General features: G+C 62.6%; 21 protein-coding genes. 10 read left to right on the forward strand and 11 right to left on the reverse strand.

Annotation, left to right across the window (positions count from 1 at the left end; translation table 11 throughout):
- Positions 1 to 3 precede the first annotated feature (3 nt).
- Positions 4 to 201 carry a hypothetical protein gene (locus tag KEC16_RS06090; protein ID WP_211546872.1) on the reverse strand — a complete coding sequence of 66 codons (198 nt, stop codon included), beginning with the start codon at positions 199 to 201 and terminating at the stop codon, positions 4 to 6.
- A gap of 54 nt (positions 202 to 255) precedes the next feature.
- On the opposite strand from KEC16_RS06090, the gene KEC16_RS06095 reads away from it, so the two are divergent.
- Complete coding sequence (locus KEC16_RS06095; RefSeq protein ID WP_211546874.1) at positions 256 to 1,842, forward strand: peptide chain release factor 3; 1,587 nt, start codon at positions 256 to 258, stop codon at positions 1,840 to 1,842.
- Positions 1,843 to 1,897: 55 nt separating this feature from the next.
- On the opposite strand, the gene KEC16_RS06100 is transcribed toward KEC16_RS06095, so the two are convergent.
- A complete protein-coding gene (locus KEC16_RS06100; RefSeq protein WP_211546876.1) occupies positions 1,898 to 2,272 on the reverse strand; it encodes a c-type cytochrome domain-containing protein in 375 nt (124 codons plus the stop codon).
- A gap of 215 nt (positions 2,273 to 2,487) precedes the next feature.
- On the opposite strand from KEC16_RS06100, the gene trpB reads away from it, so the two are divergent.
- From trpB to KEC16_RS06125, 5 genes are all read left to right on the forward strand, one after another.
- Positions 2,488 to 3,708, forward strand: a complete 1,221-nt coding sequence (gene trpB / locus KEC16_RS06105; RefSeq protein WP_211546878.1) for a tryptophan synthase subunit beta — start codon at positions 2,488 to 2,490, stop codon at positions 3,706 to 3,708.
- Entirely contained in the window at positions 3,708 to 4,520 is an 813-nt protein-coding gene (gene trpA, locus KEC16_RS06110; RefSeq protein ID WP_211546880.1) for a tryptophan synthase subunit alpha, read from the forward strand. Before trpB ends, trpA begins: the two co-directional genes overlap by 1 nt.
- 15 nt (positions 4,521 to 4,535) lie before the next feature.
- A complete protein-coding gene (accD, locus tag KEC16_RS06115) occupies positions 4,536 to 5,456 on the forward strand; it encodes an acetyl-CoA carboxylase, carboxyltransferase subunit beta (protein WP_211546882.1) in 921 nt (306 codons plus the stop codon).
- Between the two features lies 1 nt (position 5,457).
- Positions 5,458 to 6,762, forward strand: a complete 1,305-nt coding sequence (locus KEC16_RS06120) for a bifunctional folylpolyglutamate synthase/dihydrofolate synthase (RefSeq protein WP_211546884.1) — start codon at positions 5,458 to 5,460, stop codon at positions 6,760 to 6,762.
- A gap of 150 nt (positions 6,763 to 6,912) precedes the next feature.
- Complete coding sequence (locus tag KEC16_RS06125; protein ID WP_211546886.1) at positions 6,913 to 8,064, forward strand: TMEM43 family protein; 1,152 nt, start codon at positions 6,913 to 6,915, stop codon at positions 8,062 to 8,064.
- Positions 8,065 to 8,109: 45 nt separating this feature from the next.
- Here KEC16_RS06125 and KEC16_RS06130 read toward each other — a convergent pair whose 3' ends face one another.
- The 7 genes from KEC16_RS06130 to KEC16_RS06160 all read right to left on the reverse strand — a co-directional run bounded on the left by KEC16_RS06130 (position 8,110) and on the right by KEC16_RS06160 (position 14,682).
- A complete protein-coding gene (locus KEC16_RS06130; protein WP_211546888.1) occupies positions 8,110 to 9,432 on the reverse strand; it encodes a class I SAM-dependent RNA methyltransferase in 1,323 nt (440 codons plus the stop codon).
- Positions 9,429 to 10,034 carry an ABC-type transport auxiliary lipoprotein family protein gene (locus tag KEC16_RS06135; protein WP_211546890.1) on the reverse strand — a complete coding sequence of 202 codons (606 nt, stop codon included), beginning with the start codon at positions 10,032 to 10,034 and terminating at the stop codon, positions 9,429 to 9,431. Before KEC16_RS06135 ends, KEC16_RS06130 begins: the two co-directional genes overlap by 4 nt.
- 62 nt (positions 10,035 to 10,096) lie before the next feature.
- Positions 10,097 to 11,047, reverse strand: coding sequence for an MlaD family protein (locus tag KEC16_RS06140; RefSeq protein ID WP_211546892.1), 951 nt, complete (start codon positions 11,045 to 11,047; stop codon positions 10,097 to 10,099).
- Entirely contained in the window at positions 11,044 to 11,883 is an 840-nt protein-coding gene (locus KEC16_RS06145; protein ID WP_211546894.1) for an ABC transporter ATP-binding protein, read from the reverse strand. Before KEC16_RS06145 ends, KEC16_RS06140 begins: the two co-directional genes overlap by 4 nt.
- The gene (locus KEC16_RS06150) at positions 11,880 to 12,677 is read right to left on the reverse strand and encodes an MlaE family ABC transporter permease (protein ID WP_211546896.1); all 798 of its coding nucleotides are present in this window, start codon (positions 12,675 to 12,677) and stop codon (positions 11,880 to 11,882) included. The genes KEC16_RS06145 and KEC16_RS06150 overlap by 4 nt, the downstream gene beginning before the upstream one ends.
- A gap of 5 nt (positions 12,678 to 12,682) precedes the next feature.
- Positions 12,683 to 13,009 carry an STAS domain-containing protein gene (locus KEC16_RS06155; RefSeq protein WP_211546898.1) on the reverse strand — a complete coding sequence of 109 codons (327 nt, stop codon included), beginning with the start codon at positions 13,007 to 13,009 and terminating at the stop codon, positions 12,683 to 12,685.
- A complete protein-coding gene (locus KEC16_RS06160) occupies positions 13,006 to 14,682 on the reverse strand; it encodes a SpoIIE family protein phosphatase (RefSeq protein WP_211546900.1) in 1,677 nt (558 codons plus the stop codon). Before KEC16_RS06160 ends, KEC16_RS06155 begins: the two co-directional genes overlap by 4 nt.
- A gap of 188 nt (positions 14,683 to 14,870) precedes the next feature.
- Between KEC16_RS06160 and KEC16_RS06165 the strand changes: the two genes are divergently transcribed.
- Positions 14,871 to 16,748: a bifunctional diguanylate cyclase/phosphodiesterase gene (locus KEC16_RS06165; RefSeq protein WP_249208835.1), complete on the forward strand. Its 1,878-nt coding sequence runs from the start codon at positions 14,871 to 14,873 to the stop codon at positions 16,746 to 16,748.
- 122 nt (positions 16,749 to 16,870) lie between these two features.
- Positions 16,871 to 17,266: a hypothetical protein gene (locus KEC16_RS06170; RefSeq protein WP_211546902.1), complete on the forward strand. Its 396-nt coding sequence runs from the start codon at positions 16,871 to 16,873 to the stop codon at positions 17,264 to 17,266.
- Here KEC16_RS06170 and KEC16_RS06175 read toward each other — a convergent pair.
- Complete coding sequence (locus KEC16_RS06175; RefSeq protein ID WP_211546904.1) at positions 17,242 to 18,894, reverse strand: tetratricopeptide repeat protein; 1,653 nt, start codon at positions 18,892 to 18,894, stop codon at positions 17,242 to 17,244. The genes KEC16_RS06170 and KEC16_RS06175 overlap by 25 nt on opposite strands.
- A gap of 102 nt (positions 18,895 to 18,996) precedes the next feature.
- Positions 18,997 to 19,398: a hypothetical protein gene (locus KEC16_RS06180; protein ID WP_211546906.1), complete on the reverse strand. Its 402-nt coding sequence runs from the start codon at positions 19,396 to 19,398 to the stop codon at positions 18,997 to 18,999.
- Between the two features lie 294 nt (positions 19,399 to 19,692).
- Between KEC16_RS06180 and rplM the strand changes: the two genes are divergently transcribed.
- Complete coding sequence (gene rplM / locus KEC16_RS06185; RefSeq protein WP_211546908.1) at positions 19,693 to 20,151, forward strand: 50S ribosomal protein L13; 459 nt, start codon at positions 19,693 to 19,695, stop codon at positions 20,149 to 20,151.
- Between the two features lie 2 nt (positions 20,152 to 20,153).
- Complete coding sequence (gene rpsI, locus KEC16_RS06190; protein ID WP_211546911.1) at positions 20,154 to 20,621, forward strand: 30S ribosomal protein S9; 468 nt, start codon at positions 20,154 to 20,156, stop codon at positions 20,619 to 20,621.
- The last annotated feature ends 407 nt before the right edge of the window (positions 20,622 to 21,028 follow it).

The raw sequence follows: 21,028 nt of genomic DNA on the forward strand, positions 1-21,028 counted from the left end.
TTTTCAGTCGTAGAATCCGTCGGGGGGCCGCATCATGGTTTCGCCGCCGGAAAGCTGGCGGGCCCGTTCGGCGGCTTCCTCGCAATCGGTGATAAAGCTGCGAAGCGCCGACACGGCGCAATCGGCCGGGCTGCGGCCCAGGCGGCGGGCGATCAGGTGCAGACGTTGCTCAAGATCGCGATCAAGCTCCAGGCTTAGCATGGTCTCCTCCGTCAATTCCCTTGATTTATAGCGCTGTTCGGGACAAAAACCCGCATGACTTCACTTGCTCAAGAAACCGCGCTGCGGCGCACCTTCGCCATCATCTCTCACCCTGACGCCGGTAAGACGACGTTGACGGAAAAGCTGCTGATGTTCGGCGGCGCCATTCAGATGGCCGGCGCCGTGCGCGCCCGTGGCGAGCAGCGGCGGACCCGTTCGGATTGGATGGCCATCGAAAAGGAGCGCGGCATCTCGGTGTCGGCCTCGGTGATGAGCTTCGAGCATGAGGGCTTGTCCTATAATCTGCTTGATACGCCGGGCCACGAAGACTTTTCCGAGGATACCTATCGCACCCTGACCGCCGTCGATTCGGCGGTGATGGTGCTGGATGCGGCCAAGGGCATCGAAACCCAGACCTTGAAGCTGTTCGAGGTCTGTCGCATGCGCGATATGCCCATCGTCACCTTCATCAACAAGGTGGATCGCGAAGGGCGCGAGCCCATCGACCTGTTGGACGAAGTGGAAAAGACCCTGGCGCTGGACGTGGTGCCGGTCACCTGGCCGATCGGCATGGGCCGCGACCTCAAGGGGGTCTACGATCTGGTCAACGACCGCGTCATCATGTTCGATCCCGGTCGTGGCGATCATATCGCCGAAATGGCGGTGGACGCCCCCTTGGACAGCCCGGCCTTGGACGAGGCGGTGGGCAAGGCCGCCGCCGACCGCTTGCGCGACGAAGTGGAACTGGTCCGTGGCGGCTATCCCGAATTCGATCTGGAAAGCTTCCGTGCCGGCCATATGACCCCGGTGTTCTTCGGCTCGGCCTTGAAGACCTTTGGCGTCGCCGAGTTGCTGCGCGGCATCGGCCGGCTGGCGCCGCCGCCGCAGGCGCGCAAGACCGATGTGCGGGTGGTTGAGCCGGAAGAAGAAAAGGTCGCCGGCTTCGTCTTCAAGATCCAAGCCAACATGGACCCCAATCACCGCGACCGTATCGCCTTCTTCCGCATCTGTTCGGGCCGTTTCCGCCGCGGCATGAAGATCAAGCACGTGCGCTCGGGCAAGGTGATGGCGTTGGTCAACCCGGTGTTCTTCCTGGCGCAAAGCCGCGAATTGGCGGAAGAAGCCTATCCCGGCGATATCATGGGCATTCCCAATCACGGCCAGTTGCGTATCGGCGACACCTTGTCGGAATCGGAAGACATGAATTTCCTGGGCATTCCCACCTTTGCCCCGGAAGTGCTGCGCCGTGTCCGCCTGGACGATCCGATGAAGGCCAAGCAATTGCGCAAGGCCTTGGACGATCTGGCCGAAGAAGGTGTTTCCCAGGTGTTCAAGCCGGTGGACGGGGGATCTTGGATCGTCGGCGTCGTCGGCTTGTTGCAGTTCGACGTCCTCACCACCCGCATCGAATCGGAATACGGCATCAAGGCCGGTTTCGAGGATGGCGGCTTCGTCACCGCCCGCTGGGTGACGGCGGAAGACGCCAAGGAAATGGATCGTTTCGCCCTGGCCAATAAATCCAACATGGCCGAGGACCGCGAAGGCGCCGCCGTCTATCTGGCGCGCAATACCTGGCAATTGGGGCGAGCCCAGCAGGATTTCCCGGCCATTCGCTTCACCGCGACACGGGAACAGCACTAAAAGAAAGGGCCGGTCTCCCCCGAGACCGGCCCTTCTTCCTGATATCGTCAGATGATCAGTTGTTCTTGGCGCCCTGCTTGATCCACTTGCGGATCAGGTCGCGGTCGCACGATGACAGCTTTTTCTTGCCATGGGGCATTTGCAGCGACTTGTCGGCCTTGCCGTCGATCAGCACCATCAGGTTGCTGGTGACCGGGTCGCCGGCGACGATCATCGGACCGTGCTTGGTGCCCTTCATCAGGCCTTCATAGGAGGTCATGTCCAGACCGCTCTTTTCCAGGCCATCGCCTCCGGGCTGATGGCAGACGGCGCAGCGGATCTGCAAGATCGGCTGAATGTCCTCGGCGAAGCTGACCGGCTCTTGCTTGGCGAAGGCCGGAGTGGCGAGGCACACCGCCAGGGCGGCGGCGGCAATCGTGGTGATTTTCATAACCGGAAACTCCCCTGTCCTAAATTCACTAAAGAATGATCCCTAGAGCAATCCTAACGTAATTTGGCCCCATCGTCGCGGGGCAATACGGGGAAGCCGTGGGGCCGGACTGCGATTTCAACGGGGGCAAACCCGTCGATTGAACAAGAAAAAGCCTCCCCCCCGACGGCGCTTCATGCTTTATTAGCGCCCTTGCTCCGGTTGGATGGATTGGGATGACCAGCTTGAACACCTACCGCGCCGGCCCTGACGAGCGCGGCCATTTTGGTATTTTCGGTGGCCGCTTCGTGGCCGAAACCCTGATGCCGCTGATTTTGTCGGTCGAACAGGCCTATCAACAGGCCAAGGACGACCCCGCCTTTCAGGCGGAATTGCGCACGTGGCTAAAGCAATATGTCGGCCGCCCCAATCCGCTGTATTTCGCCGCGCGGCTGACCGAAGCCTTTGGCGGCGCCAAGATTTATCTGAAGCGCGAAGACCTGAACCACACCGGCGCCCATAAGATCAACAATTGCATGGGCCAGATCCTGCTGGCCAGCCGCATGGGCAAAAAGCGCATCATCGCCGAAACCGGCGCCGGTCAGCATGGCGTCGCCACCGCGACGGTGTGCGCGCTGCTGGGGTTGGAATGCGTCATCTATATGGGCGCCACCGACATCGAGCGGCAGGCCCCCAACGTCTATCGCATGAAGCTGCTGGGGGCCGAAGTGCGCCCGGTCACCTCGGGCGCGGCGACCTTGAAGGACGCCATGAACGACGCCTTGCGCGACTGGGTCACCAACGTCGACGACACCTATTATCTGATCGGCACGGTGGCCGGCCCGCATCCGTTCCCGGCCATGGTCCGCGATTTCCAATGCGTGATCGGCGAGGAAGTGCGGGCCCAGATGCTGGAAGCCGAAGGTCGGTTGCCCGATTCGCTGGTCGCCTGCATTGGCGGCGGCTCGAATGCCATGGGTCTGTTCCACCCGTTCTTGGACGATTCCTCGGTCCGCATCATTGGCGTCGAGGCTGGCGGTCACGGCCTGGACAAGCTGCATGCGGCGTCGTTGACCGGTGGCCGTCCTGGTGTTCTGCACGGCAATCGCACCTATCTGCTGCAAGATGGCGACGGCCAGATTCAAGAGGCTCATTCCATTTCCGCCGGCCTGGATTATCCCGGCATCGGCCCCGAACATTCGTGGCTGCATGACATCGGCCGGGTTGAATATGTCTGGGTCAAGGATGACGAGGCCTTGGCCGCGTTCCAGCAATGCACCCGGTTGGAAGGCATTATCCCGGCGCTGGAATCCAGCCATGCCTTGGCCCATGCCGCCAAGATCGCCGGCGGCTTGCCCAAGGACCACCTGATGGTCCTTAACATGTCCGGTCGTGGCGACAAGGACGTCAACACCGTCGCCCGCGCCTTGGGTGATGATTTCGGGGGATCCTTGTAATGAGCCGGCTGGCTGCGCGCTTCGCCAAACTGGCCGCCGAGAACCGGGCGGCCCTGGTGACCTATTCCATGGCCTTCGATCCCGACCGGGCGGCGAGCCAGGAATTGCTGAACGGATTGCCGGCGGCGGGGGCCGACATCATCGAATTCGGCATGCCGTTCACCGACCCCATGGCCGATGGTCCGGCGATTCAATATGCCGCGCAGCGATCGCTGGCGGCGGGCGGCACCCTGAAAGGCGTGCTGGAAATGATTGCCGCCTTCCGCCAGGGCGACAGCGAAACGCCGATCATCCTGATGGGCTATTACAACCCCATTTATTCCTGTGGGGTGGAAAAGTTTTGCGCTGATGCCGCCACGGCCGGCGTCGATGGCCTGATCCTGGTCGATCTGCCGCCGGAAGAAGCCGGCGAATTGTTGCCCTCTTGCCGGGCCAACGACATCGACTTCATCTTCCTGACCACGCCGACCAGCGATGACGCGCGTTTGCCGGTTATCGTCAGCAATGCGTCGGGCTTCGTTTATTACGTCTCCATCGCCGGCATCACCGGCACCGCCTCGGCTTCGGCTTCGGCCATCGGCGACGCGGTGACCCGGATCAAGCGTCATACGACATTGTCGGTTTGCGTCGGTTTCGGTATCAAGACGCCGGAACAGGCGGCTGAGGTGGCGCGGCTGGCCGATGGCGCCGTGGTCGGTTCGGCCATCGTCGCCGCCGCCGCCGAAGCCAAGGAACGGGGTGAGAATCCGGCCCAGGCCGCCTTGGCCCTGGTCCGCGAACTCGCTGCCGGCGTGCGCGGCGCGCGTGGTTAACAAAAAGGATTTCCCATGAACTGGTTGACCAATTACGTCCGTCCCAAGCTTCAGGCCCTGGTGCGGCCCAAGGAAGTGCCGGATAACCTGTGGCACAAATGCCCCAGTTGCGGTCACATGATCTTTCATCGCGATCTGGAAAAGACGCTGAACGTCTGCCAGCATTGCGGCCATCACATGCGGTTGGCGGTGAAGAAGCGCTTGGAAATGCTGTTCGACGACGGCAAGTACACCCGCATCGAATTGCCCAAGGTTGCCGATGATCCGCTGAAGTTCAAGGATCAGAAGCGCTATACCGACCGCCTGAAGGATACGCGGGCCAAGACCGGCGAACACGACGCCATCGTCGTCGCCCATGGCCGTTGCGCCGGCCAGAACGTGGTCATCGCCGCCTTCAATTTTGATTTCCAAGGCGGCTCCATGGGCGTCGCCGTCGGCGAGGGCATTGTCGCGGCCGCCGAACTGGCCGTGCTGCAAGACGCGCCCCTGATCGTCATTCCGGCTTCGGGCGGCGCCCGCATGCAGGAAGGCATCTTGTCCTTGATGCAGATGGCCCGAACCACCGTGGCGGTGGACAAGGTCAAGGAAAAGCGCCTGCCCTATATCGTGCTGTTGACCGACCCGACCACCGGCGGCGTCTCGGCCAGCTTCGCCATGCTGGGCGATATCGCCATTTCCGAGCCCGGCGCGGTGATCGGCTTTGCCGGCGCCCGCGTGATCGAAAGCACCATCCGCGAAAAGCTGCCCGAAGGTTTCCAGAAGGCGGAATACCTGCTGGAGAAGGGCATGATCGACATGGTCGTCGCCCGCAAGGATCTGCGCGATACCATCGGCCGCATCATTTCCATGCTGCGGAATCGCGGTTCGGCCGGCGATCTGGTGATGTTGCCGGTCGATACGCCCGATTTCGACCCGGAAACCGCTGCGCGGCTGTGACATGATCGATAGCGTCCTCGAGCGTCTCACCCGGTTGCACCCCAAGGTTATCGACCTGTCCTTGGACCGGGTGCTGACGCTGTTGGACAAGTTGGGGCATCCGCAGAACCTGCTGCCGCCGGTCATCCATGTGGCCGGCACCAACGGCAAGGGCTCGACGGTGGCGTTCCTGCGCGCTTTTTGCGAGGCCGCCGGATTGCGCGCGCATGTCTACACCTCGCCGCATCTGGTGCGTTTCGCCGAACGCATCCGCGTCGGCGGTCAGATCATTTCCGACGATGCCCTGCTGGCTCTGCTGGAAGAGATCGAGCAGGTCAATGGCGACGATCCCATCACCTTTTTTGAAATCACCACGGCGGCGGCCTTTTTGGCCTTTTCCCGCAATCCGGCCGATGTGGTCATTTTGGAAACCGGGCTGGGCGGGCGATTGGACGCCACCAATGTGGTGGAGCGCCCGGCGCTGACCGTCATCACCCCCATCGCCATGGATCATGAAAGTTTCCTTGGCGGCCGGATCGAGGCGGTGGCGGCGGAAAAGGCCGGCATCATGAAGCGCGGCATCGCCTGCATCCTGGCCGATCAGGGCCGGGCGGTGAGCAAGGTGCTGGAGGCGCGTTCGTTGGAAATGGGCGTGCCACTGATCAAGGAAGGCAAGGATTTCTTTGTCCGCGCCACCCCGGATGGCGGCACCTTGTACAAGGGGGTGGCGCAAGAGCTGGAGCTGCCGCCGCCGGCTTTGCTGGGGGCGTTCCAGATGCGCAATGCGGCGGTTGCCCTGGCCGCGCTTGAACGCCTGAGCCTGGGTGAAAAACCGCCGATCCTGCCGGAATTTGCCGCCGCCGCCCTGAGCTTGGGGATGAAAACGGTGCAATGGCCGGCGCGCTTGCAGCGTCTGACCGCCGGTCCGCTGGTCGATCTGTTGCCGGACGGCTGGGAGCTGTATTTGGACGGCGGTCATAATCCGCATGCGGCCGAGGCCATCGCCCGTCACCTGCGCTCGTGGCGCGACAAGCCGTTATTGGGGGTGTTCGGCATCCTTGCCAACAAGGATGTGGATGGTTATCTGGGGCACATGGCCACCCGCTTTCACTCCCTGCGCACGGTGGCCATTCCGGGCGAAGCCGCGACGCTGTCGGCGGAAGATGCCGCCTTGTGCGCCACCAAGCATTTCGCCATGGACGCCAAGCCGGCGGATTGCGTCGATGGCGCCCTGCGCGCCCTGATCGCCGGTCACCCCGGCCCGGCTCGGGTGTTGATTTGCGGTTCGCTCTATCTCGCCGGCACCGTGCTGGCCGACAATTCCTGAACGCAGGGCGTCCGATCTTTCAGCCTCCCTGATCGGTTGCGATCAGCGGGATAGGGGGGGCCGTCGTTTGGCGCGCTTGCGTCCGCGCCAAACGCCAAGAAACTGTGTATAGAAAAGGCGATACGCTTTTCAGGGACAAGGGGAACGGGGATGCAAGAGCAAGAGGACGTCGCCGTCGAGGTGACCGAGCGCGGCTGGATGAACCGGATTGGCGATTCCTTCAAGGCGATGCTGGTCGGCCTCGTCCTTATTGTCGTGTCCTTTCCTGTGCTGATCTGGAACGAGGGACGGGCCATCGATGCGGCTCGGTCGCTGGCCGAAGGCCGGGCGACGGTGACCGCCGTGGCGGCTGACGCGGTCAGTCCCGGCAATGACGGTCATCTGGTCCACCTCAGCGGTCGGCTGACTTCGTCGGACGTGCTGGTGCCGGCGACGGTGCTTGCCCGGCCGGCCATCAAGCTGCACCGAAATGTCGAGGTGTTCCAATGGGAAGAGTCGAGCCAATCGCAGACGCGCGACAAGGTCGGCGGCGGCTCGACGACGGAGACCACCTATACCTATCGCAAGGCGTGGTCCGGCGGTCTGAACGATTCAACCCAATTCCATAAGCCGGGCGGCCACAAGAACCCGGCCGCCATGCCGGTTTCCGATGCCACTCAGGTGGTGGAAAATGCCCGTGTCGGTGCTTTTCGCCTGACCCGCCCGGTGCTTGATCAAGTGGATTTCTATCAACCGGTGCCGGCGGAATCGCTGTCGGCGCTGGCCGCGCGTGATTTGCGCCGGTCCCTGACCGTCGCCGGCGAATGGGCCTATTCCGGCGCTGCCGATGATCCGAAGGTGGGGGATTTCCGGGTCGCCTACAGTTTGGTGCCGGCGGCCGAAATCAGCATCATTGCCCGCCAAAACCGCGCCACCCTTGAACCCCACCATACCCGCAACGGCGAAGAATTGCTGATCGTCAGGCCGGGCGTGGTCGGAGCCGATACCATGTTCGCCGAGGCCGAGCGGGATAACGCAATCCTGACCTGGATTTTGCGGCTGGTCGGCTGGCTGGTGATGTTGTTCGGCTTCGTGATGCTGAGCCGGTTGCTGGTGGCGTTGGCGGCGGTCATTCCGCTTTTGGCCGATATCGTCGCTGGCGGGATTTTCCTGGTGGCGCTGCCGTTGTCGCTGTGCCTGTCCTTGGTCACCATCGCCCTTGCCTGGATCGCTTTCCGCCCGTTGATCGGCATTCCGCTGCTGGTGCTTGCCGGCGCGGCGGCGGCGGCGCCGTTTCTGCGCCGCCGTTTCGTCAAGGCTTAAAGCAAGGCGCCTTCAATCAGCGGCGCGTTGCATCAACGACCGATATTACTTCCGCAATACGGCCACCGCTTCCAGGTGAGCGGAATGGGGGAACTGGTCGATGGGGGTGATGGTTTCCACGCCATACCCGCCCTTGACCAGGATGGCCAGATCGCGGGCCAGGGTGGCCGGGTTGCACGATACCGCCACCACGACCGCCGGGCCGGCTTCGGCCAGGTGTTCGGCCTGAGCTTGGGCGCCGGCACGGGGCGGGTCGAAAACCACCGCCTGGAATTTCTTCAATTCATGCGCCAGCAAAGGCCGGCGCGCCAGATCGCGGGTTTCCGTGGTGATCTTGAGGCCGGCATGGTTGGCGCTGGTTTCCAGACTGAGCAGAGGCGCTTCGTCGCCCTCCACCGCATGAAGGGTGGCGCCGGTCGATGCCAGCGGAAAGGTGAAGCTGCCGCAGCCGCAATAAAGATCGGCCACGGTTTTGGCCTTGCCGACACCATCGACCACCAGCCGGGCGATGGCTTTTTCTCCGGCTTCGGTCGGTTGCAGGAAGTTGCCCGGCGGCGGCTCGACGGCGATAGCGGCAAAGTGCAGCAGGGCGGGCTGACGGCGGGCGATGGGTTCGATGAAGCCGGCACCGGGGCGACGCCAGGACAAGCGGGCCAAGTTCTGGCTGTCGGCGAAGGCGGCCAGTTTCTCGCGGTCGAACAGATCAAGGCGGGCATCGGCTTCGATCAGCAGATCCAGGCCGTTTTCACTGAGATTGACGACGACGTCGCCGTCCTCGCCCTCGGCCACGGTGGTGGTCAGGATCGCGCGCAACGGGGCGATGATCGCCACCACCTTGCGGTCCAGCAGCAGACAATCGTCAAGGTCGATGATGGTGTGGCTGGCGCGGGCATTGAAGCCCAGCACGGTGGAGCCCTTGCGGCGGTGAAAGGCGAAGGCGGCGCGGCGGCGGCTGCCGGTGGCAACCCGCAGCATCGGCGCCACCGGCACCTCGCCCAAGCCATGACGGGCCAGTTGGGTGATCAGCAGGCCACGCTTCCATTCGGCATAAGAGAGGTCATCCAGATGTTGCAGCGAACAGCCGCCGCAACGGCCGTATTGGGGGCAGGGGGGCACGGCCCGGCCGGGACCGGATTGGGTCACCTCGATCAGGCTGGCGGCAAGGCCATCTCCGCGCCGGCCTTCGATGCGGGCGACGGCGCGGTCGCCGGGCACGGTGAAGGGGACGAATACCAGATCGTCACCCAAGCGGGCGACGCCGTCGCCTCGGGCGCCGATTTCGGTGATTTCGACTTCGACGTTTCGGGGCGGCGGGGTGGAACGCGGCTTGGCGCGGTTACTGCTTCTGGCGGGTTTGCGCTTGATCATGGCGAGGTCTTCATGGTTTGGGCCGCCCGGCCGAGATCGGCGAGGAAGGCGGCGATGATGTCGGAACTGGCCCGGGTCAGCGCCGCGACTTCCGCTTGCGGTCCGGCGGCGCTGCTGATATTGGCCTGATAGCTCTTAAGCAGCAGCAAACTGCCGTCGCGGGCCGAAACCACCGTCAATTCCACCGCGGCATTGGCTTGCCCCGCCGCTGTCGTCATCTCGAAGCGGTTCAGTCGGCCACGCACGATCCAATCTGGCGGCACCCGCGTTTCCGGGGTGATCACGGTGGCGGCAATGCCCGATTGGCGCAGCGCTTCGACCAATGCCCCTTGCAGCAAGGCGGTGGGCGGTTCGGCCCACAGATCATAGCGATAACGGCCCAAAGCGCCATCGGCGTCTTGATAGGCCAAGGGGCGTTCCGACAGCACGCCATCGGTGCTGAGATGGCCGACTTCGACGATGCCCAGTGCCGGCGTGCTGAAAAGGGCTGATTGGCGGGCGGTTTCCAGCCGGTAGAAGCGGTCCTTGGGCGGCGCGGGTTGGGCGCAGGCGGCCACAAGGGCGGCCATGGCGCAAGACAGAAGAAGGCGAGACAGAATCATTATGCGAATTGCCTGTTCCATGGCCGGGTCGGCTCCGCCCCGGCGGAAGGGACCCAATAAAATTAGCGCCGTCCCGGTCCGTCCTCGGCCCCTTTGGTGCCGCCGATCAGCACGCCTGGGTTATCGCGGATCTGGCGGCTGAATTCATGCACGTTGCGGCTGGTTCCTTCAAGGTTATAGGCGATGGAATCGATATTGCGAGCCAACGCTTGCAAGGTATGGCGCAAATCCTTGATGGATTGGTCGATGTTGCCTTTGTTGCCGTCAATGGTGGCGACGACATTATCCAGTTTCTTGCGTGTTTCCACCAGCCCGGCGGTCAATTCGGCGGTATTGGCCAGCGAGGCGGAGATGGCGGCGGCATTGCTGTCGTTAATCACCTGGGTTGACAGCGTGCCGGTGATTTTTTGCACATCGCTGGTGATCCGCGGCGCCTTGGCGGCCAGATCGCTGGACAGGGTAACCAGATTGGCCAGCAATTCCGGGGCTTGCTTTTGCATGATCAGCCCCAAGGCTTCGACCTGGGTATTCAACGTCGCCATCAGCGGCAACAAGCCCTGGTCGTTGAGCTTGGAGACTTCGCCGGCCATGGAATTCATGGTGGCGAAGATGTTGGCGGCGGCGCCGCCGGGAATTTCCGCGCCAGGGGGAAGCAGGATGTCCGAGGTTCCGCCCTTGATATCCAAGGTCGGCGCCGCCAGGATGCCTGGCGCGGTAATGCGGGCAATGGAGCCTTCGGGCACCGCCCAGCCTTGGCGGACGGCCATGGTGACGCGGAACCAGGTGCGGCTGTCCTTTTGATAGCCTTGGATTTCCTCGACCTGGCCGACGACGAAGCCTTCATAGGTGACCTTGCTGCCGTATTTGATGCCGCTGACATTGGGCAATTGGGTTCGGTACAGATCGACCGAACCGGTCTTGCCGGTCAACAGCGCCACCGACACGATCAGGGCCACCAGCATGGCCAGCACGAAAACGCCGACGATGATGTAATTTGTGCGTGCGTCCCTCATAGCCCGTTCCTTTTGTCGTCCGCCGTGTCGTGGTGGTTTTCTTTTTCCCCCAAGAGCCGGCGCAAATAGGCATCGGGGTCGATCTCGGCTTCTTCGGTGCGGCGGTTCAGCAGGTTCTGGATGCGCTCGTTGTCCGCGTTCTTGATCGCCTCGACCGTGTCCAGCGCCAGCACCTCGCCCTTATCGAGCACACAGATGCGGTCAGCGATCTTGAAGGTGCTGTCCAGGTCGTGGGTGACGACGATGATGCTCATGCCCATGGCGTCGCGCAGGCGCAAGATCAGGTCGTCGATGGAAGACGCCACCACCGGGTCCAGCCCCGCCGATGGTTCGTCGCAGAACAGCAGGCGGGGATCCATGACGATGGCGCGGGCAAAGGCGGCCCGCTTGATCATGCCGCCCGACAGTTCTGACGGCATCAGATCCTCGAACCCGGCCAGCGAGACCACCTCCAGCTTCAGGCGGGTGACGATGCCGATGGTGGTTTCATCCAAGGCGGTGTGTTCGCGCAACGGCAAGGCGATATTGTCGCCGACGCTCATGGACGAAAACAACGCGCCCGATTGAAAGGCGACGCCCATGCGGGTGCGCAGATCCTGGCGTTCCAGGGCGGACAGGGTGTTGATATCCCGGCCCAGGATGCGGATGGTTCCGGATGTGGGACGCAGCAATCCCAACAGGTGATTGAGAAGCGTGGTCTTGCCCGACCCCGATCCCCCCATGATAACGAAAATCTCGCCCGGCATGACGGCCAGCGACACGTTCTTGAGGACGTGGCGGTCGCCGTAATGGGTGTTGAGGTTGACGACCTCGACGCTGGGGGTGTCACGGCTCATCGGGTCACCAGGAAAACGAAGATCATGTCGGTGATGACAATGGCGGAAATGGCATGCACCACCGAGCGGGTGGTCATGCGGCCGACGCCTTCGGCCCCGCCCGACACCGAGGCCCCGTTGACGACGCCGACAATGGTCACCAACACCCCGAAGATGGCGCTTTTGGCCAATCCGTGCAGCAGGTCGTTCAGCTTCAACAGCGACAGCACCTCGTCGGCATAGCCGGCGATGGTGCCTTGCAATTCAAGGCTGATATAGAGACCGGCGGCGAACAGCCCGACCAGATCGGCCCACAGGGTCAACAGCGGCATCAAGATCATCATCGCCAGCAGCGGCGGCGCCACCAGGAAACGGATCGGGTTGATGCCCATGACGGTGAGCGCGTCGATTTCCTGGTTGATGCGCATGGTTCCCAGCCGTGCCGCCAAGGCTGAACCAGAGCGCCCGGCGACCAGGATGCCGGTGATCAAGGGGGCGAATTCGCGCACCACCGACAAGACCACGCCCAAGGTGACCCGGCTTTCGGCGCCGAAAGTCCTGAGGGTATAGATGCCTTGGATCGCCAGCATCAGGCCGATGGTGGTGGACAGCACGGTAATGATCGGCAAGGCGGCGATGCCGATATCCATGGCCTGGGCGGCGACGGCGGGGGCGCGGACCGGTTGGCGCCGCCAATGTCCCAAGACCAGCCAATAGATCGCCAGACCCAGCAACGTGGCGGCAAAGCCGAATTCGGACAATCCTCGGGCGGCGCCGCGGCCCAAACGTTCGAGAAATCGGGTGAAGGCGGACACGGCGGTTACGCTTTCAGGCCGGCCTCGACCGTGTCGGCCAGGGCGAACACCTTGTCGAGCCGGGCCAGTTGCAGAACCCGCATGGCCGGGGCGCTGACCGCGGCCAGGACAAAGCGGGTGCCGTTCTTGCGAGCCTGTTGATAGGCCTCGACCAGCGAGGCGATGCCGGAGGAATCGATATAGACGACGGCGGCCAGATCGACGATCACCGGCCGCCGTTCGAACATCAGCTCCATCAGGTGCTTGCGGATGGTGGGGGAGTGTTGCAAATCCACTTCCCCGGCCAGCGCCACCACCACGGCTCCGTCTATTTCGCGGCTTTCGATCTTCATAGCCCACCCATGCGCTTGATCATGCGTAACAGATTGCCTGCTCCGGGCGGCGGTGCCAAGAACTCCACGTCATCCATGACCATCCGCATGAAATGCGTGCCCAAGCCGCCGGGGCGGATGTCGTCGAGGTCACGGGGGCACACCCTGGCCGGATCGACCGGCGCGGCGAAATCGATCAGCTGGATATCCAGGCACGCGGCGTCGCCGCGCACCTGCACGATCAGGTCACCCTCGCCGCCGCCATAGGCGTGCCGGATGATGTTCTGACAGGCCTCGTCCACCGCCAGCACCACGTCGGGGATGACGGCGGGCGGGCACGCCAGATGCTCCAGCGCCTGAGCGACGGCGGCGCGGATCGCCGCCAGACTGGCCGGTCGGGCCTGAAATTGCCGATAGAGCGCGGGGGTCTGGCGGGCGTCTTCGATCACCACCATGGTCAGGTCGTCTTTCAACGTCATGCCATCGTCAACGATCTGGCTGACCAGGGCGCGCAGGCGGTCAGGGGCGGGGCGGACCCGGTGCGGCATCAGCCGGCGGGCGACGCCGTCGGCGCCCAGCATGCCGTGGCTGTTGCCGGCCTCGGTCAGGCCATCGGTGAACAGGTACAGCGTGCCGCCATTGAGATCGATGATGCTTTCCGGGCAGCCTTGGGCGAACAGCTCGGGGACGATGCCCAAGGGCGGCATACCGTCATCGATGCGTTCCTGACGGGCGCCGCAGCATAACAGCGGCGGTTCATGGCCGGCATTGGCCAAGACCACCGTGCCGGCGGCCGGGTCCAAGATGCCGGCGATCATGGTGACGAACATGCCGGCCGAACTGGTTTCGGCCAGTTCGGCGTCAATGGCTGACAGCACCGCCGCCGGGCCATCCAGGCGTTTGGCCAGGCACCGGAACAAGCTGGCGGTCTTGGCCATCAGCAGGGCGGCGTTCATGCCCTTGCCGGAAACGTCGGCGATGGCGAAAGCCAGCTTGCCGCCGGGCAATTCGACCACGTCGAAAAAATCCCCAGACACCCCGCGCGCCGCCAGATTGATGCCGTGAATGGGAAATTCCGCCGGCCGTTCGGGGGGCAGCATGGCGCGTTGGATATCGGCGGCCAGGGCCAGTTCGCGCCGCATGACTTGTTGTTCGGCCATGGCGGCGGCTTGGCGGGCATTGATCAGAGCCAGGGCGGCGGAGGCCGCCAAGGCCTGCAACACCCGGCGGTCGGCGGAATCGAAGCTGCCGCCGCCGATCTTGTTGAACAGCTCGATCGCCCCCAGACGTTCGTCGCGCACCGACATCGGCGCGCACAGGACCGAGCGGGTGATGAAACCGGTCTTGCCATCGACCTGATGGGCGAAATCGGGATCATTGCCGGTATCGCGCACCAGCTCGGTGGCATTGCGGTTGACGGCGCGCCAGACGATCCCTTGACCTTTGACCAGCCGCAGGCCGGTGACGTCGGTGGGGCCGGAGCAGGCGCGGCAAACCAGATCGCCGGTTTCTGGTTCCATCAGGAAGATGGACGCGGCTTCGGCGTCCATGCGGCTGGTGATGTGGGTGATGCCGATGCGCAGGGTTTCCTCGATATCCAGCGAGCGGGCGAAATCGGCGGTCATCTCGGCGATCAGGTCCAGATCGTCGGCCAAGTTTGTCGGCAAAGCGTGCGGGAGTTCTTCGATGCGCATGGAGCGATGATGCCCCGGAATGGCGAAGGGGTAAAATCCCTTTTCGCTACGGGGGTATAGTCGTGAAAAAAGCATGAAATTTCAGGCGGTTGTTCGGTGAAATTTTTGTTGCGGCGCGAAGGCTTCGTTGACTTGGCCGGTCTGGTGATGAGAATCCCCTGTGCCTAAAATCTTTAGGGAAACCGGACATGTTCACTTTGGCAAATGCATTGGGCGAAATGCCGAAGCCGCCTTCGGCTCATATCCGGGTTCTCAGCCGGGATCACCGGCCATTCCCCATTCCGGGCCGTCCATCGGTACAGCCGTCGGACGATCATTGGAATGAGATCCTGGCGACATTGGATGTGGCCTTTCAGCCCATCGTCAATATCCATACCGGCGCTTGCTATGGGTACGAGGCGCTGCTGCGCAACACCGCCGAGGCCGGTTTCGAATCCATCTCCGATTTCTTCGATACGTGCCACGCCCTGGGCGTGCTGACCGACGTGGAAATGGCGTTGCGGGAAAAGGCGGTGGCCAAGTTCCTGCAACTGGACCATTGGCGGCAAAGCAAGCTGTTCTTGAATCTGGACAATCGCGGCCTGGAACTGGAAGGCGATTTGCCGCTGCGGACCCGCAAGATGCTGGAGCGCTATGGCATCGAGGAATCCCAGGTGGTGTTCGAGGTTTCGGAACAGCACCCCTTTGGCCAGCCCAACCATGCGGCGGCCATCTTCAATCATTACAAGCGCAACAATTTCCGTCTGGCCATCGACGATTTCGGCACCGGCTTTTCCGGCCTGCAATTGCTGTATTTCGCCGCTCCGGATTTTTTGAAAATCGACCGTTTTTTCGTTTCCGACATCGCCAATGATTCGAAGAAGAAACTGTTCTTGTCGCAGATCGTCAACATCGCCCATCTGCTGGGGGTGGTGGTGCTGGCCGAAGGGGTGGAAACCGAACGCGAGTACTTTGTCTGCAAGGATATCGGCTGCGACCTGATCCAGGGCTATCTGGTGCAATATCCTGATCGCGACATGAGCTTGATGCTGCCCCATTACGACCACATTGACCGCATGTCTCGGCGCGAACGGCGGGTGGCGGTGTCGGATCAAAAGCTGATTGCCGACCAGATCGCCTATGTCGATCCGATCCGGCTGGATTGCACCATGGAGGACGTGTTCGAACGTTTCCGCGCCGACAAGACGGTGACTTTTTTCCCGGTGGTGGATGCGGCGGGCGAACCGGTGGGCATCGTGCGCGAGACCGAGCTGAAGGATTACACCTATTCGCTTTACGGCAAGGCGCTGATTTCCAACAAGACCTTGGGTCGCCGGCTCAAGAGCTTCGTCACCCGCTGCCCGATGGCCGATATCAACACCCGGGCCGAGCATATCTTGCAGGCCTATTCGGCGGTGGAGAAATCGGAAGGCATCATCATCGTCGAGGACATGAAGTATGTGGGCTTTTTGTCGGCCCATTCGCTGTTGCGCGTCATCAATGAAAAAAATCTGGCGGCGGCGCGGGATCAGAACCCGTTGACCAAACTGGCCGGAAATAATCTGATCCATGAATACGTGTCGGAAGCCCTGGGGGCCATCGACAGCGAATTCGTGTTGGCCTATTTCGATTTCGATAATTTCAAGCCGTTCAACGACAAATACGGCTTCCGCCTGGGCGACCGCGCCATCTTGCTGTTCGCCGAATTGCTGGCCAAGACCTTGCCGCGGGATACCGGCTTTCCCGCCCATATCGGCGGCGATGATTTCTTCGGCGGTTTCCGCCGCACCGATTTCGACGAAGCGTTGCGGGTTTCCGCCGAATTGTGCGCCACTTTTTCGCGTGACGTGGAAAGCTTTTACGACGACGAGACCCGCCGCTTGGGCCATATCGTCGGCCAGGATCGCGTGGGCAACGTGGTGCGTTTCCCGCTGATGACCATTTCAGCGGCGGTGGTTCACCTGCCGGCCGGTCGGCCGGTCTATTCGGTCGATGACGTCAGCCAATTGATCGCCGAGCTGAAAAAGGAAGCGAAGAAATCGCCGGATCATGTGGCCTCGGCGGCGCTGGTGAGCGGGCATAGCTGATTTCGCACTATTCCCCTTGCAATCAAACGGTGCCGCTGCTTTTATTATATGCCTAAAGGCATAGGTGATTTATGGTTCACGGCGCAGCACTTGGTCGGAAGCGGTTGGGGCGACAGATTGTCGTGGCGGCATTGGTGGCGCTGTTGATCGGGGCGGCCAACGATCTTGTCAGCCCGCTTTTTTCCTTCAGCGCAGAGGTGGTCATTGGGCTGAGCCTGCTGAGCGGGGGGCTGGTGATCGTTGGTGGTCTTGGTCGCAACGGTCTTGGTCGCAACGGTCTGGGGCCGGCGGCGGTGGTCAAGCCATTGCTGCGCTGCGCACGCGGCTCCTCGGTATGCTGTCTTGTCACCATGATCCTGACCGTGGCCGCCATGGGGCATTGGACTGTCTTGCATCAGCCGCAGGGCGGGGGGCTGGCGGCGGCGCTGCCGGCGGCCGTGACCATTCAGCATGGGCTGGGCATTACCGAGATCTGCTTGGTTGACGACGATTATCAGGTTTCCGGGGGGGCAGACTGATCGCCCTTCCGCGACAGCTTGCGCAGGACGACGACCATACCCGGAACATCGACGCCGCCATCCTTGCGGGTCACCGCATCTTCCAGCAATGCGACGGCGAAACCGGCGAAATCGGCTTGTTCGCGCACATATCTTGGCCCATGGGCATAGCGGTGCTTGGCTCCCAGCATATAGCTGTCGCTGTCCTCGGCTTTTTCCAAGGTGAAGGCCAAGACGCCGTCATCGCGCAAGGCATTGCGGGCGGCGGCCAGGACCGGGGTCAGATTGCCCATATAGACGATGACATCGGCGGCGGCGATCAGGTCATAACGATCCGGGCTGATATTCAGGAATTCTTCGAGTTCGGCTTCGTGCAGGTGATCGTATAATCCGCGTTCCCTCGCCTTGGCGACCATGGCGGGCGACAGATCCAGCCCATCAAGGGTGAGCGCCAATGGCCGCAGGACGGGGGCGGCTAATCCGGTGCCGCAGCCGGCGTCCAGAACGGTCATTCCCTCGGTCCGTTCCAGGCAGCGGGCCAGGGCATCGGCCAACAAGGCCGGGCCGCGATATTCCAGCGCGTTCACCAAGACCGAATCGAAGCGATCGGCATATTCGTCAAACAATTGGCGGACATAAGCTTGGGGGGCGCGTTGAGGGGTGTCGGCGGTGCCGGTCAGGGCCAGCCCCAGGCCGGCGCCGTGGGTGTCGTCGGGATCAAGCGTCAGGCAGTGGCGATAGGCTTGGGCGGCGCGCTCGACTTGGCCCAGGGCGCGGCAGGCCTCGGCAAGGCAGAACCATGGCTTGATGTGATCGGGGGCGATGGCGGTGGCGTGGTCAAAGGCCGCCGCTGCCCCTTCTTCGTGGCCTTGGGCTTGGCGGACCAGCCCCAGTTCGACCCACGCATCGCAATTGCGCGGGGACAGTTTCGTTGCCTTTTCCGCGTGTTCGCGGGCCTTTTCCAATTGCCCTATGTGCCGATAGACCGAAGCCAGATTGGTGCGGGTGCCGGCGTGATCGGGACGGATATCGACCGCTCCCTCCAAAATGGTGGCGGCTTCGACAAGGTTGCCGCATTCCTTTAACGCCAAGCCAAAATTATTCAACGCCGAAGGCCAAGCCGGACGGAGTTGCAAGGCGCGGCGCAGGCATTGCGCCGCTTCATGAGCCTCGCCGATTTCGTTCAGCAGAGCCCCCAAGGTGTTCCAGGCTTCGGCATGGCCGGGATCGGCGGTGACGGCATGGCGGCAATGGGTGATGGCATCGCCATTGCGGCCTTGCTGGCGCAGCAGATGACCCAGGCGGGCATGGGCTTCGGCGTGATAGGGCTGCAAGCCCAGGACGGTGCGGAAATGCAGGCAGGCTTCGGCGTGTTCGCCGCAAATGTCCAAGGCCCGCCCCATGGCCAAATGCAGGGCGGCTTGTCCGGGAGTGATGGCAATGGCGGTGGCCAGGTGTCCCGCGGCGCGCTTGCCTTGGTTTTGGTCCAAGGCCAGCAGGCCCAGCAGGTAATGGGCGCCGCCGAAGGCCGGGGATGCTTCGACCAACTGACGGGCCAGCCGGCGCGCTTCCCCCGGTTTGCCGATTTCATAGGCGCGCATGGCCTCGGTGAAAACCGTGGCTGTGCTTTTTATGGTTTTTGCGCGCATGTGGGCTCTGCTCCCCCGTCAGAATAATGACTTCTGCGATCCCCACAGCCGAGATGGTAAACCCAAGGATGGGGCGGGGGCAATGACGGCATGGGCCGGGTATCAACGCAAGGCGTTGCTGATCAGGTATTTGGCGATATCGACGGGTTTTATTTTAAAATTCTTCGGCGGTTCCTTGCCTTCCAGGGCCAAGGCGACCAGGGCGGAATTCTCGACGTTGGTGACGGTGACCTTGAAAATTCCCTGGGCGCCGCGCAGCTTCGGGTAATAATTGGGATCGACCGGCTTTTCCTTGCGGGCCAGGCGCTCAAGGGCGTCGGCCTCGGTCAGCTCGGTATCCTCGGCTTTAAGAACCTTCCAGTCGGTTTGCCCGGCAAAGCCGACGAGCGCCTCATCGGGGGTCCCTTCCCCGACCACGCCAAGCTTGTAGAGGTTCTTGCCCAGGCCGACATCGGCGCCCCATTCCTGGTTGGCCTTGCTGGTGGCGACGTAAATGACCGGCATGGCGGCCCATCCTTTTGCTGCTGCGGCGCTGGAGAAGGGCGAGGTTTAACACTAATCGGCCAAAGCCGACAATGGTCGCTCGCTCCAATGGGCGGCAAAGAATGGCGATGCCAACAAAGAGCGGCAACGCGAGAGCGGCTGCGGCCCCTGCGGACGGTACTATAATACCTTGCCTGTAACGCATTGATTTGACTTGCTTTATTTGCTGTTGACTCTGTCCGGTTCCATGGCATACTCCGCCCCCTCGAATGCCGGGGTGTCCCGGCGTTTCCAACTGGTTTTGCCGTGGGTGACATGAAGACCTTGAACGTCAAACCGTCCGAAGTGCAGAAGAAGTGGGTTGTGATCGACGCGGACGGCGTCGTTCTGGGCCGCCTCGCCAGCGTCATCTCGATGCGCTTGCGGGGTAAGCACCTCCCCACCTTCACCCCCAATGTCGACATGGGCGACAATGTGATCGTCATCAACGCCGAAAAGGTGAAGTTGACCGGCAACAAGCTGGCCGACAAGACCTTTTACTGGCACACCGGCCATCCCGGCGGCATCAAGGGCCGTACCGTGGGACAGCTGCTTTCGGGCCGCTTCCCCAACCGGGTCATCGAAAAGGCGGTGGAACGCATGATCACTCGTGGTCCGCTGGGCCGCGCCCAGATGAAGAATCTGCGCGTCTATGCCGGCTCCAGCCATCCCCATGAAGCGCAGCAGCCGGAAGTGCTGGACGTGGCTTCCATGAATCCTAAGAACAAGAGGTAGTCATGGCCGATCTCTCCAGTCTGGCCGATCTTCAGGCCGCCGTCCCGCAGGTTCAGCCCGTTTACGAGCGTAAGGTTGACGCCCAGGGCCGTGCCTATGCGACCGGCAAGCGCAAGAACGCCATCGCCCGTGTCTGGCTCAAGCCCGGCAGCGGCAAGATCGTGGTCAACGGTCGCGACGTCACCACCTATTTCGCCCGTCCGGTCCTGCGCATGCTGATCAATCAGCCGTTCCAGACCGCCCGTTGCGAAGGCCAGTTCGACATCATGTGCACCGTCAATGGCGGTGGACTGTCCGGTCAGGCCGGTGCTCTGCGTCATGGCATCAGCCGTGCGTTGACCTTCTTCGACCCGGCCATGCGTCCGGCCTTGAAGGCTGGCGGCTTCTTGACCCGCGACCCCCGCGTCGTCGAGCGCAAGAAGTACGGCAAGCACAAGGCGCGCCGGTCGACCCAGTTCTCGAAGCGCTAAACCAGCGGCTCGAAAATTGTTGGAAGGAAAGGGCTTGGAGCAATCCAGGCCCTTTTCGTTTGTGTGCCCATCTGGGGCGCATGACGGCGATAAGGCTGGTGTCGAGCTTGGCGGCTGCTTCCGGGGGCTGGGGGCCGCTCTGGCGCGGACTGGAGGGCGTGGTGCCGGCGAACCAAGACGATTTCCCATCACCCGCAAATGTTTTCGCCCAGCCGTATATAAGACTCGCGCGGGCGTGCGGGATTCATTTTGGCTGTTAGGAGTGGCGGTTTTGTTTGGTTTTGGAAAAGTGACGATGGTGTGAAAAAGGGTTTGACGGGGGCGGGGCGGGGGCGTACAAACCGGCCTCCCCGCTGGACGGAGCGATCTTGAGGGCGGGGGGCGCGGAGGGGAGCAATGGCTTCGCG

It is taken from the genome of Magnetospirillum sulfuroxidans, assembly GCF_018224925.1.
In the GTDB taxonomy this organism is placed as follows: domain Bacteria; phylum Pseudomonadota; class Alphaproteobacteria; order Rhodospirillales; family Magnetospirillaceae; genus Magnetospirillum; species Magnetospirillum sulfuroxidans.